Source organism: Microbacterium sp. gxy059 (assembly GCF_050958665.1).
Lineage (GTDB): Bacteria > Actinomycetota > Actinomycetes > Actinomycetales > Microbacteriaceae > Microbacterium.
This window is the reverse complement of the sequence record NZ_JAMXWT010000024.1, coordinates 34275-46698: the sequence shown is the minus strand read 5'-3', so window position 1 is coordinate 46698 and position 12424 is coordinate 34275. Positions and strand designations below refer to the sequence as shown.

Annotated in this window: 9 protein-coding genes; 1 reads left to right on the top strand and 8 read right to left on the bottom strand. The window is 72.7% G+C overall.

What is annotated here, in order from left to right; genetic code table 11:
• Positions 1 to 59: 59 nt before the first annotated feature.
• The 8 genes from thrC to argS all read right to left on the bottom strand — a co-directional run bounded on the left by thrC (position 60) and on the right by argS (position 11380).
• Positions 60 to 1463 (bottom strand): threonine synthase, encoded by a 1404-nt coding sequence (thrC, locus tag NHL53_RS12640; RefSeq protein WP_433777227.1) that lies wholly within the window; start codon positions 1461 to 1463, stop codon positions 60 to 62.
• A 76-nt stretch (positions 1464 to 1539) separates the two neighbouring features.
• The gene (gene prfA / locus NHL53_RS12635) at positions 1540 to 2613 is read right to left on the bottom strand and encodes a peptide chain release factor 1 (RefSeq protein WP_433777225.1); all 1074 of its coding nucleotides are present in this window, start codon (positions 2611 to 2613) and stop codon (positions 1540 to 1542) included.
• Between the two features lie 16 nt (positions 2614 to 2629).
• Positions 2630 to 4651 carry a transcription termination factor Rho gene (gene rho, locus NHL53_RS12630; RefSeq protein WP_433777226.1) on the bottom strand — a complete coding sequence of 674 codons (2022 nt, stop codon included), beginning with the start codon at positions 4649 to 4651 and terminating at the stop codon, positions 2630 to 2632.
• Positions 4652 to 5076: 425 nt separating this feature from the next.
• Positions 5077 to 6024 carry a homoserine kinase gene (gene thrB / locus NHL53_RS12625; RefSeq protein ID WP_433777224.1) on the bottom strand — a complete coding sequence of 316 codons (948 nt, stop codon included), beginning with the start codon at positions 6022 to 6024 and terminating at the stop codon, positions 5077 to 5079.
• A 40-nt stretch (positions 6025 to 6064) separates the two neighbouring features.
• Positions 6065 to 7375 carry a homoserine dehydrogenase gene (locus NHL53_RS12620; RefSeq protein WP_433777223.1) on the bottom strand — a complete coding sequence of 437 codons (1311 nt, stop codon included), beginning with the start codon at positions 7373 to 7375 and terminating at the stop codon, positions 6065 to 6067.
• The gene (gene lysA / locus NHL53_RS12615; RefSeq protein WP_433777222.1) at positions 7372 to 8814 is read right to left on the bottom strand and encodes a diaminopimelate decarboxylase; all 1443 of its coding nucleotides are present in this window, start codon (positions 8812 to 8814) and stop codon (positions 7372 to 7374) included. The genes NHL53_RS12620 and lysA overlap by 4 nt, the downstream gene beginning before the upstream one ends.
• A 131-nt stretch (positions 8815 to 8945) precedes the next feature.
• Positions 8946 to 9713: an LmeA family phospholipid-binding protein gene (locus NHL53_RS12610; RefSeq protein WP_433777221.1), complete on the bottom strand. Its 768-nt coding sequence runs from the start codon at positions 9711 to 9713 to the stop codon at positions 8946 to 8948.
• An 11-nt stretch (positions 9714 to 9724) separates the two neighbouring features.
• Positions 9725 to 11380, bottom strand: a complete 1656-nt coding sequence (gene argS, locus NHL53_RS12605; protein WP_433777220.1) for an arginine--tRNA ligase — start codon at positions 11378 to 11380, stop codon at positions 9725 to 9727.
• 198 nt (positions 11381 to 11578) lie between these two features.
• Here argS and NHL53_RS12600 point away from each other — a divergent pair, with 198 nt between their 5' ends.
• Positions 11579 to 12418, top strand: a complete 840-nt coding sequence (locus NHL53_RS12600; protein WP_433777219.1) for an SGNH/GDSL hydrolase family protein — start codon at positions 11579 to 11581, stop codon at positions 12416 to 12418.
• Positions 12419 to 12424: the final 6 nt, after the last annotated feature.

The window sequence follows — 12424 nt, the reverse complement described above, 5'->3', positions numbered from 1 at the left end:
AGGACGAGCCCGACCGAGGTCTGGACGCGCGATGCGTCCGGCCCCTCTCGCCTGCACGCTCAGCGCAGCGCGTTCGCCTCGATGAAGGCGCGGAGCGCGTCGGCGTCGTCCGCCATGTCGACGACGTGCTGCGGCGCGTCGAGCATCTCCCGCAGCTCGGGCGCGTACTCGAGCTCCACGCCGATCGCCTCGCGGATCGTCTCCGCGAACTTCTGCGGCTTCGCCGTCTCGAGCACGAGCATCGGCACGCCCTCCTCGAGGTGCTCGCGGGCGACCTTCACGCCGTCGGCCGTGTGCGGGTCGATGATCTCGCCCGCCGTCTCATGGACCGCGCGGATCGTCGCCAGGCGGTCGGCGTGCGTCGAGGATCCGCTGAGGAACCCGAACTCGTCGACGAACCGCGGCTGGTCGGCCGTGAAGTCGATCGCGCCCGTCTCGTCGAGCTCGCCGAACGCGCGGACGACGCGGGATGCGTCGCGCCCCACGAGCTCGAAGAGGAAGCGCTCGAGGTTGGAGGCCTTCGAGATGTCCATCGACGGGCTCGACGTCGCGAGCGTCTCCGCCGCGGCGCGCGGACGGTAGAGGCCCGTGCGGAAGAACTCGTCGAGCACGTTGTTCTCGTTGGTCGCCAGCACGAGGCGGCGGATCGGCAGGCCCATCTGCTTCGCGAAGAAGCCCGAGAGGATGTTGCCGAAGTTGCCAGAGGGCACCGTGACCGACACCTCGCGGGCGCCCTCGCGGTCCGTCGCGCGCAGCCAGGCCCAGAAGTAGTAGACGACCTGCGCGGTGATGCGGGCGAGGTTGATCGAGTTGACCGCGCCGAGGTGCTGCGCGCGCTTGAACTCCAGGTCGCCGGCCAGCCGCTTGACGAGGTTCTGGCAGTCGTCGAACACCCCGTCGATCGCGATGTTGTGGATGTTCGGGTCGTCGAGGGAGAACATCTGCGCGCGCTGGAACGTGCTCATCCGCCCCTGCGGCGAGAGCATGAACACCGAGATGCGCTCCTTGCCGACGAGCGCGTGCTCAGCCGCGGATCCCGTGTCGCCCGAGGTCGCGCCGAGCACGTTGAGCACGGATCCCGTGCGCGCGAGCGCGTACTCGACGACCTGGCCGAGGAACTGCATGGCCATGTCCTTGAAGGCGAGGGTCGGCCCCTCGCTCAGCCCCACGAGGGAGATCCCCCCGCCGATCGAGCGCAGAGGCACGACCTCGTCCGGGAAGGACGCGTACGCCGCGGCGCACATCCGGGCGAGGTCGTCGCGCGGGATGTCGGTCGCGAACAGCGCCAGCACCTCGGTCGCGAGCTCGGGGTACGTCAGACCGCGCCAGCTCTCGAGGAGATCGGCGCCGACCGCCGGCATCGTCTCGGGCACGGCGAGACCGCCGTCGGGAGCGAGCCCCTCGAGCAGCGCCTCGCAATACGTCAGCGGCTCCGCGCCGCCTCGCGTAGAGATGTACTGCACTTCGAGCTCCTCGGTTCGGGGGATCACACGGGCGGTTCGATTCTCGCACGGGAGGCCCGCCGCCCGCGCGGCGGCCTCAGTCGCCGAGGGCCGCGAGGCGCTCGGCCTCGTCGGCCTCGACGCAGCTCGCGATGACGGGCTCCAGAGCGCCGTCCATCACGGCGTCGAGGTTGTACGCCTTGAAGCCCGTGCGGTGATCGGCGATGCGGTTCTCGGGGAAGTTGTAGGTGCGGATCCGCTCCGAGCGGTCCATGCCCCGGATCTGCGAGCGGCGCGCGTCGGAGGCCGCCGCGGCGCGCTCCTCCTGCTGCCGCGCGAGCAGGCGCGCGCGGAGCACGCGCATCGCCGCCTCGCGGTTCTGCAGCTGCGACTTCTCGTTCTGCATCGACACGACGATGCCCGTCGGGACGTGCGTGATGCGCACGGCCGAGTCGGTCGTGTTCACCGACTGCCCTCCGGGCCCCGACGAGCGGTACACGTCGATCTTCAGGTCGTTCTGACTGATCTCGACCTCGTCGGGCTCGTCGACCTCGGGGAAGACGAGCACGCCCGTCGTCGACGTGTGGATCCGCCCCTGCGACTCGGTCGCCGGCACCCGCTGCACGCGGTGCACGCCGCCCTCGTACTTCAGGTGCGCCCAGACGCCCTGCGCGGGGTCGTTCGAGGATCCCTTGATCGCGACCTGCACGTTCTTGTAGCCGCCGAGATCCGAGGCGTCCGACTCGAGCAGCTCGGTCTTCCAGCCGCGCGACGCCGCGTAGTGGGTGTACATGCGCAGGAGGTCGGCCGCGAACAGCGCGCTCTCCGCGCCGCCCTCGCCCGCTTTGATCTCCATGATCACGTCGCGGGCGTCGTCGGGATCGCGCGGGATGAGGAGGCGGCGCAGGCGCTCCTGCGCCTCGGCGAGGCGCTCCTCGAGCGCGGGCACCTCCTCGGCGAACGCCTCGTCCTCGCGGGCGAGCTCGCGGGCCGCCTCCAGGTCATCCCCCGCCGCGGTCCACTCCTCGTGGGCGCGCACGATGCGGGACAGCTCGGCGAAGCGGCGGTTGACGCGCTTCGCACGCGCGGCGTCGGCGTGCACCGCCGGGTCGGAGAGCTCCTCCTGCACCCGGCGGTGCTCGTCGATCAGCGTGTGAACGGACTCGAACACTCGCGGTCCGTCCGGCTCAGCGGATCTCGTTGTCGCCGCGACCGCCCGTCGCGGGGCTGCTCTTCTGCATCTGCACGAGGAACTCGACGTTCGACGTCGTCTCCTTGAGCTTGTCGAGGATGACGCCGAGCGCGTGCTGCGGGTCGAGGCCGGCGAGGGCGCGACGCAGCTTCCACGTGATCTTGACCTCGTCGGACGACAGCAGCATCTCCTCGCGGCGCGTGGACGACGCGTTCACGTCGACGGCAGGGAAGATGCGCTTGTCGGCGAGCTGGCGCGACAGGCGCAGCTCCATGTTGCCCGTGCCCTTGAACTCCTCGAAGATGACCTCGTCCATCTTGGATCCGGTCTCGACGAGTGCCGTGGCGAGGATCGTGAGGGATCCGCCGTTCTCGATGTTGCGCGCCGCGCCGAAGAACTTCTTCGGCGGGTAGAGCGCCGCGGCGTCGACCCCGCCCGAGAGCACGCGGCCCGACGCGGGGGCCGACACGTTGTACGCGCGGCCGAGGCGGGTGATCGAGTCGAGCAGCACGACGACGTCGCGGCCCAGCTCGACGAGGCGCTTCGCGCGCTCGATCGCGAGCTCGGCGACTGTCGTGTGGTCCTCGGCGGGACGGTCGAAGGTCGAGGCGACGACCTCGCCCTTGACCGAGCGCTCCATGTCGGTGACCTCCTCGGGGCGCTCGTCGACGAGCACCACCATGAGGTGCGCCTCGGGGTTGTTCTGCGCGATCGCGTTCGCGATCTGCTGCAGCACGATCGTCTTGCCCGCCTTCGGGGGCGCGACGATGAGGCCCCGCTGTCCCTTGCCGATCGGCGCGACGAGGTCGATGATGCGCTGCGTCAGCTTCTCGGGAGCCGTCTCGAGGCGCAGGCGCTCCTGCGGGTAGAGCGGCGTGAGCTTCGAGAACTCGACGCGGTCGGCCGCGTCGTCGCTCGAGAGGCCGTTGACCGAGTCGACGCGCACGAGCGCGTTGTACTTCTGCCGGCCGGAGGACTCGCCCTCGCGCGGCTGCTTGATCGCGCCGACGATCGCGTCGCCCTTGCGCAGGTGGTACTTCTTCACCTGGCCGAGCGAGACGTAGACGTCCTGCTGACCGGGGAGGTAGCCCGTCGTGCGCACGAAGGCGTAGTTGTCGAGCACGTCGAGGATGCCGGCGACGGGGATGAGCACGTCGTCCTCGCCGATCTCCGGCTCGAACTCGTCGTCCGCGCCGCGGCCGCGGCCGCGCTTGCTGCGCCCGCGTCCGTTCTGCTGGTCCCGGCCGCCCTTCTGGTCGCGGCCGTTCTGCTGGCCGCCGCGCCCGGATCCGCCCTTGGCGTCGGAGGAGCCCTTCTGGCCCTGGTCGCCCTGATCGGCGTCCTGACCGCCCTGGTCGGCGTCGCCGCCCTTCTTGCGGCGTCCGCGCGAGCGGCTGCGGCGGCTGCGGCCCGACCCCTGCTCGGAGTCGTCGCCGTCCTGGCCGTCGCCGGAGTCCGAGGACGACGCGGCGTCGGAGGAGTCGCTCTTCGCCGCCTCGTCGGCCTTCCCTGCCTCATCCGCTGCCGCGGCGGCCGGGGCGTCGCCGCCCTTCTTCTCCTCCGGAGCGGACGACTTCTCGGCCGCCGCCTCGTCGGCGGGCTTCTCCTCCGCGGCCTTCGCCTTCGCCGCACGCGGGGCGCGCTTCTTCGCCGCCGGCTTCTCGTCGGCGGCGTCCGCTGCAGCGGCCTCGGCCGGAGCCGCCGCCTCGTCCGAGGCGCCCTCGGCCTTCTCGGCCTCGTCTGCGGCCTTCTTCGCCGGGGCGCGGCGCGCGCGGGTCGTCTTCTTCGCGGGCGCCTCCTCGGCGGGGGCGTCCGCCGAAGCCGTCTCCGCGGCCGGCGCGTCATCCGAGGCGGCGTCGGCCTTCTCGTCGGCGGCCTTCTTCGCCGGAGCCTTCCGGGCGCGCGGCGCACGCGCCGGCTTCTTCTCGGTCGCCTCGTCGGCCGCGCCGTCCGCGGCGGGCGCCGTCTCGCCGGACTCGGCCTTGGCGGCCTCCTCGGCGGCCCGGTCGGCCTCGATCTGCGCCTTGGTGCGGCGCGGGGCGCGCTTCTTCGGCGCCGGCTTCTCCTCGGCAGGCGCCTCCGCCTCCTGCTGCGGGGCGGCAGCCTCGGCGCTCTGCTCGGCCTGCGGGGCCGTCGACGCCGACGTCGCACGGCGCGGCGCGCGCTTGCGGGGCGCCTTCGCGCCCTTCGCCCGCTCGTCGGCGGCGGCGATCGCCGCGTCGATCTCGGCCTCGATGGTGCCCCGCTGCGAGGCGTCGGCGTTCTCGTTCGTGGATGCCACGAGCACTCCTTGTGTCGTTCAGTGGATCAGAGCCGATCCGCACACGGATGTCGGTGTCTCGCGCAGGGGCGCGATGATCGCCCGGTCTGCCGATGCGACCCGGAGGGCGCGCACGCGGCTGTCGGGATCAGTGCGGGGCTTCGCAGAATTGCGACGGAGATTCAGATGTCGTGCTCGAGAGCACCCTCCGCTGGTGCCTTCACTGTACCACCCTTGAAGTCGACGGCGGGCATGTGGGCGCGCCAGGATCCCTCGGCGCTCTCCTCCACCACGCGCGCGGCGTCGAGGCGTCCGCCGGGGCCGTCGACGAGCACGAGCACGCTCGGCCCCGCCCCCGACACGACGGCCGCGAACCCCGCGTCGCGCAGGACGCGGACGAGTCGGTAGGTCTCGGGCATCGCGATCGCGCGGCTGTCCTGGTGCAGCTTGTCCTCCGTCGCGGCCATGAGCAGCTCGGGGCTCTGCGTGAGCGCCGCGATGAGCAGCGCGGAGCGGGAGACGTTGAACACCGCGTCCTCGCGCGACACCTCCGGCAGCAGCACGCTCCGCGCGGCGGAGGTCGACATCGTGCGGTCGGGCACGAAGACGACGGGCGCGACGCCGCGGTGCACGAGCAGCTTCTTGTGCTGCGGGCCGCTCTCGTCCATCCAGGCGATCGTGAGGCCGCCGAACAGCGCCGGCGCGACGTTGTCGGGGTGCCCCTCGATCTCCGTGGCGAGGCGCAGCAGGTCGGCGTCGCCGAGCTCGGCCTCCCCGGCGAGCAGCCCCTTGGCCGCGAGCAGCCCCGCCGCCACCGCGGCGCCGGACGACCCGAGACCGCGCCCGTGGGGGATCCCGTTGCGCGCGCGGATCATCAGTCCGGGCGCGGGGCGGCCGACGGCCTCGTAGGCGTATCGGACGGTGCGGGCGATGAGGTTCGACGCATCGGTCGGGATCTCGTCCGCTCCCGTGCCCTCGACGCGAATGTCGAGCTCGCCCGGCGCGAGCGCGGCGACGGTCAGCTCGTCGTAGATGCTCAGGGCGAGGCCCAGGGTGTCGAACCCCGGCCCGAGGTTCGCGCTCGTCGCCGGCACGCGCACCTCGACGGCGCGCCCGCCCGGCGTCGTCACGCGCGTGCTCCGCTCGGCGCGGGACGGCGTCGCGCCATCGTCACTCCCCCTCGACGCGCAGCACCGAGGCCACGCGCTCCACGACGTCGCTCTCGGCGAGGCGCCGCACGGTGTCGCTCAGCGCCTGCTCCTTCGCGCGGTGGGTGCCGATCACGAGCTGCGCGCGTCCCGCGCCCTCGCCCGACTCGATCGTCGTCTGCTCGAGCGCGGCGACGGACACGCCGCCCTCCCTGACCACCCGGGCGACGGTCTCGAGCACGCCCGGCTGATCGGCGACCTCGAGGCGGATCTGATAGCGCGTCTCGATGCGCCCGATGGGGGCGACGGGGACCGTGCCGCGGGGCGACTCGCCCACGCCGACGCCGCCGGCGATGTGGCGCCTGGCGGCCGACACGACGTCGCCCATGATGGCGGAGGCCGTCTCGATGCCGCCTGCGCCCGCCCCGTAGAACATGAGCGCGCCCGCCGCCTCGGCCTCGACGAAGACCGCGTTGTTGCCGCCGTGCACGCTCGCGAGCGGGTGCTCGCGGCTGATGAGCGCCGGGTAGACGCGCACCGAGATCGACTCCTCGCCGTCCTCCTGCAGCCGCTCGCACACGGCGAGCAGCTTCACGACGTAGCCCGCGCGACGCGCGCTCTCGATCATCTCGGCGGTGACGCTCCCGATCCCCTCGCGGTGCACGTCGTCGATCGAGACCTTCGTGTGGAAGGCGAGGCTCGCGAGGATCGCGGCCTTCTGCGCGGCGTCGAAGCCCTCGACGTCGAGGGTCGGGTCGGCCTCGAGGTAGCCCAGCTCGGCCGCGATCCGCATCGCCTCGTCGGCGGCGAGGCCGTCGCGGTCCATGCGGTCGAGGATGTAGTTCGTCGAGCCGTTGACGATGCCGAAGATGCGCGTGACGCGATCGCCCGCGAGCGAGTCCTTGAGCGGCCGGATGATCGGGATCGCCCCCGCGACGGCCGCCTCGTACGACACCGACGCGCCGACCTGGTCGGCGACGTCGAAGATCTCCGCGCCGTGGGTCGCGAGGAGCGCCTTGTTGCCGGTGACGACGTCGGCGCCGGATCCCAGAGCCTCGAGGATGAAGGTGCGCGCCGGCTCGATGCCGCCCATCAGCTCGATCACGATGTCGCTGCCGACGATGAGCTCGCTCGCGTCGGTCGTGAGCAGCTCGCGCGGCAGCTCGACGTCGCGCGGCGCGTCGAGGTCGCGCACGGCGATCCCGGCGAGCTCGAGGCGGGCGCCCGTGCGCTCCGCGAGTTCGTCGGCGCGTTCGAGCAGCAGGTTCGCGACCTGGGATCCGACGGATCCGGCCCCCAGCAGAGCGACGCGCAGCGTGCGGTGATCGGTCATTCTTCTCCCTCGTTCGTGGCGGGGCGGGCGGGAGCGATCCCGGGGTCGCGGGCGAGGAGATCGTCGATCGTCTCCCCGCGCAGCACGACGCGGGCCTCTCCCTCGCGCACCGCCACGACGGGCGGGCGCGGGACGTGGTTGTAGTTGCTCGCCAGCGCGGCGGTGTAGGCGCCGCACGACGGCACCGCCAGCAGGTCGCCCGGCGTGACGTCGCCGGGCAGGAACTCGTGGTCGACGACGATGTCGCCCGACTCGCAGTGCATGCCCACGACCCGCACGAGGGCCGGCGCCTCGTCGCTCGTGCGGGAGGCGATCCGCGCCGAGAACTGCGCGCCGTAGAGCGCGGGGCGGGCGTTGTCGCTCATGCCGCCGTCGACCGACACGTACAGCCGGGTCGCGGCGCCGGTCTCGGTCTCGACCGAGACCGGCTTCGTGGTGCCGACCTCGTAGAGGGTGACGCCGGCGGGGCCGATGATGCTGCGTCCGGGCTCGAACGCGAGGACCGGCAGGGGGATCCCCCTGGCCTGGCACTCGTCGGCGACGGCGTCGACGATGCCGCGGGCGAGGTCGTCGATGTCGGCCGGGTCGTCGGCCCGCGTGTAGGCGATGCCGAACCCGCCGCCGAGGTTGAGCAGCGGCACGGGGCCGCCGTCGAGCAGGCGCTCGTGCAGCTCGAGCACGCGCGATGCCGACTCCCGGAACCCGTCGACGCCGAAGATCTGCGAGCCGATGTGGCAGTGCAGCCCGACGAAGTCGACGAGCTCGAGCTCGCGGATCCGCGCCACCGCGCTCTCGGCCTCGTCGAGCGAGAAGCCGAACTTCTGGTCCTCGTGCGCGGTCGCGAGGAAGTCGTGGGTGTCGGCGTGCACGCCGCTGCGCACCCGCACGAGCACGCGCTGGGACAGGCCGGAGCGCTGCGTGATGGCGGAGAGCCGCTCGATCTCGATGGCGGAATCGACGATGATCGTGCCGACGCGCGCGTCGACCGCCCGCTCCAGCTCGCTCACGCGCTTGCTGTTGCCGTGGTAGCCGATGAGGTCGGGGGCGACGCCGGCTGCGAGGGCCGTCTCGAGCTCGCCGCGGGAGCAGACGTCGATGCCGAGCCCTGCCGACGTCATCCAGCGGGCGACCTCGGTCGTGAGGAGCGCCTTGCCGGCGTAGTAGACGCGGGCGACGCCGTCGTGGCGGGCGGTCGCCTCGGCGAAGGCGCGGTGGGTGCGCGCCGCCCGGTCGCGGGCGTCCTGCTCGTCGAGGGCGAGCACCGGCGTGCCGAAGCGGGCGACGATCTCGTCGGCGCGCAGCCCGCCGATGACGAGCATGCCGTCGTCGTCGCGGAGCGCGGAGGAGGGCCAGACACGGTCGGCGAGGTCGTTCGCGTCGTCAGGCCGCGCCAGCCATGCGGGCGCCAGGGGGTGGGCGGAGGCGGACTCGGAGACCATCGGGCGTGCGGGACCTCGGGATCGGGGGCGGGGAGCACGGCGCGCTGCGGATTCTCCCGCGCGTCGCGTCGTGCGCTCGATGCCACCGAGTCTAGGCGAAACCCCGAGCGGCCCGCGGACGGGCGGATCCGTCAGGCGCAGCCGCCCTCGAGCGGCGCGGCCGGGTCGTCGACGAACCCGTCGTCGAGGCGCAGCTCGACCGCGAGATGCTCGGCGCGGATCCCCACGGAGGCGACGGAGATCCCCGCGGGCAGCGCGTCGCCGCGGCAGACCGTCACGGGCGCCGAGATGCCGCTCAGGTCGACGGGCGCCTGGGCGAGGTCGTCGGCCGTGAGCTCGAGCCCGCCCACCCGGAACGCCTCGGGCGTGACGACGACGTCTCCTCCGTCGAGGCTCGGGACCGCGTCGAGCTCGAGCGGCACGGTCTGCCCGAAGACCGAGAACCCGCCGGACAGCACGGCCTCCGGTCCCGGCAGCGCGATCTCGACGTCGACCAGCTCGCCCCAGGATCCGCTCGCCGCGGCGAGCAGCGTCTCGACGTCGCCGGCGTCCAGCCCGATGCGGGCGTCGCCGCCGAGGGCGCTCGTGTCGTCGCCGCGCGCGGGCACGCCGTGGAGGCGCACGGACGCGTCGCCCGTCAGCCCCGCGACGGCGAGGTCGGGCGCGTCGATCGCGACGTCGTCCAGCCGGCCCGCGATCAGCTGCGGGATGACGATGCCGCCGACGGCGACGTCGATCCGCTGCGTCTCGGGCAGGTCGAGCGCGTCGGCGACGATGCCGCGCACCCGGTCCTGCACGACGCCGCGCAGCACCGCCTCGGCCGCGATGAGCGCGCCGCCCGCGAGCACGAGGACGAGCGCCGCGATGATCAGCCCGCGGAACCGGCGGCGCCTCGCCATCTTCCGCTCCGTCACATCCGCTCGGGCGCGCTGACGCCGAGCAGCGTCAGCCCGTTGCGCAGCACCTGGCCGGTCGCGTCGTTCAGCCACAGGCGCGTGCCGTGCACGGGCTCGATCTGATCGTCGCCGCGCGGCGTGACGCGGCAGCTGTCGTACCAGCGGTGGTAGAGGCCCGCGAGCTCCTCGAGGTAGCGGGCGACGCGGTGCGGCTCGCGCTGCGCCGCGGCGAACGCGACGATACGGGGGAACTCCTGCAGCGCGCCGAGCAGGGCGGCCTCGGTCTCGTGATCCAGCAGCTCGGGCTGGAACGCGTCGCGCGTCACCCCGGCGTCGGCGGCGTTGCGCGCGACGTTGTGGGTGCGGGCGTGCGCGTACTGCACGTAGAAGACGGGGTTGTCGTTCGTGCGCTTGCGCAGCAGCTCGGGGTCGAGGTCGAGCGGCGAGTCGGCGGGCGAGCGTTCGAGCGAGTAGCGCAGGGCGTCGGTGCCGATCCACTCGATGATGTCGTCCATCTCGATGATGTTCCCCGCGCGCTTCGACAGGCGCGCGCCGTTGATCGACACCATCTGGCCGATCAGGACCTCGATGTTCTTCTCCGGGTCGTCGCCGGCCGCGCCCGCGAGCGCCTTCAGGCGGTGCACGTAACCGTGGTGGTCGGCCCCGAGCAGGTAGATCTTCTTCTCCCAGCCGCGGTCGCCCTTGTCGAGGTAGTACGCGGCGTCGGCGGCGAAGTAGGTGTAGACGCCGTTGCCGCGGCGGATGACGCGGTCCTTGTCGTCGCCGAACGCCGTCGTGCGCACCCAGATCGCGTCGTCGGACTCGTACACGTATCCCTGCTCGCGCAGGCGCTCGACGGCGCGGTCGATCAGGCTCGGGTCGCCCTCGTGCAGGGTGCGCTCCGAGAACCACACGTCGAAGTCGACGTTGAACGCGGCGAGCGACGCCTTGATCTCGTCGAGCTGGTGGGGATACGCGAGATCCCGGGCGAGCACGATCTGCTCGTCGCGCGGGAGGTCGAGGAGGTCGGGGCGCTCCGCGAGGACCGTCTGCCCCAGCGCGTCGATGTAGGCGCCGGCGTAGCCGCCCTCCGGCTTCTCCTCGCCGTGGAGCGACGCGACGATCGAGGCGCCGAAGCGATCCATCTGCGCGCCGGCGTCGTTGATGTAGTACTCGCGGGCGACCTTCGCGCCCGAGGCCTCGAGCAGGCGCGCGATCGCGTCGCCGAGCGCCGCCCAGCGCGTGTGCGCGATGTGCAGCGGGCCGACGGGGTTGGCGCTGACGAACTCGACGTCGACCGTGGCCCTCGCCTGCGAGTCGTTCCGGCCGTACGCCTCCCCCGCGTCGACGATCGTCTTCGCGAGCGCGCCCGCCGCCGCCGCCTCGAGGCGGATGTTGATGAAGCCCGGGCCGGCGACCTCGACGGAGGCGACGCCGTCGGTCTCGACGAGCCGATCCGCGATCTCCTGTGCGAGCTCGCGGGGGTTCTGACCGAGGCGCTTCGCGAACTTCATCGCGGCGTTGGTCGACCAGTCGCCGTGATCCCGGTTCTTCGGGCGCTCGACCGTGATGTCGCCGGTCTCGATGCCGAGGGGCTGGTCGGGTCGGCGCCGCTCGGCGATCGCGGTGAGGACGTCGAGCAGAGCGGAGGCAAGGGCATCAGGACTCATAGGGACACGATTCTATGGCCATGCGGATGACGATCCGATCGGTCTCTCGACAGGCGACTCGGATGGCGATCCGATCGTTCTCCCGGAAAGCGACGCGAACGGCGACCCGATCGAGCTCGCGGGGCGTCCGGATGACGATCCGATGACGATGCGATGTCCGCCCGGGGAGCGTCCACCGCGGGTGCCTACGCTGTTCCCATGCCCACCCTCCTCCGCCGCGCGGCGGCTCCGACGCTGCTCGTCGCGCTCGCGCTCGCCGGATGCGCCTCGGCCCCGACCGGCGTCGACGTCTCGTCTCCCTGGATCGACGGCCCGGAGGATCGGACCGCCGGGTCCGGCGGGGCGCCCGCATCGGAGAGCGCGAGCGCCGACGTCGCCGCCCCCGACGAGACAGGCGGCCCGACCGACCTGCTGATCTTCGGCGACTCGTGGACCGTGGGCCTCGCCTCCACGAACGAGCAGGGCGGCTACGCCTACCTGACGGGGCGCATCCTCGGCTGGGAGACGACCGTCGCCGGCGAGAGCGGCAGCGGCTACCTCCGTCCCGGCAGAGACGGAGGGGTGTACGCGCCGCGCATCGCCGCGCTCGACCCCGCCCTCTCCCCCGACGTGGTCGTGCTGCAGGGATCCATCAACGACCGCCTGGTCGACCTCTCGGGGTACGACGACGCGGTCGCGCAGGCGTGGTCGGCGATGCAGACGCGCTTCCCCGACGCCGACCTCGTGATCCTCGGGCCCGCCCCGCACGTGCTGCCGGTCGGCGACGACACGGCGCTCATCGACCAGCGCCTCGACGCCCTCGCGGAGGCGCGGAGCCTGCCCTACATCTCCCCCGTGCAGGAGGGCTGGATCACCGAGTCGAACTACGACGCCGTGATCGACGCGTCGAAGACCGGCGGACGGCACCCGTCGGACGACGGGCACGCCTACCTCGCGGGTCTCGTCGCCGCCCACCTCGCGCAGCTCGTCCCCGACGACGGCGCCCCCGCCGAGACCCCGACCGAGACGACAGACGCCTCCGCTCCCGTCGAGGGGTGAGCGAGG